Raw genomic sequence first — 210 nt, 5'->3', positions numbered from 1 at the left:
GTCAGCCGCCGTAGCGGCCTGTATGAACAGCATTACGAATATGATGCGGAAAACCGGCTGATACACGCAGAAGGCACCGGCCCGGAAGGCCGTTTTACCGCGCACTACCATTATGATGCCCTGGGTCGTCGTACCCGTAAAACCGTCACCACCCAGCGCGGAACAGCCGAAACCCGTTTCCTGTGGCAGGGTTACCGCCTGTTACAGGAG

1 pseudogene is annotated in these 210 nt (G+C 58.6%); it reads left to right on the top strand.

The features are described from left to right. Window positions 1-210, top strand: a pseudogene (locus A1830_RS23965) (hypothetical protein); the annotation flags it as partial.

The sequence above is a fragment of the Erwinia sp. ErVv1 genome (assembly GCF_900068895.1).
Classification (GTDB): Bacteria; Pseudomonadota; Gammaproteobacteria; order Enterobacterales; family Enterobacteriaceae; genus Erwinia.
Note: the sequence above shows the minus strand (reverse complement) of the source record. Positions and strands in the feature narration are given on the sequence as shown.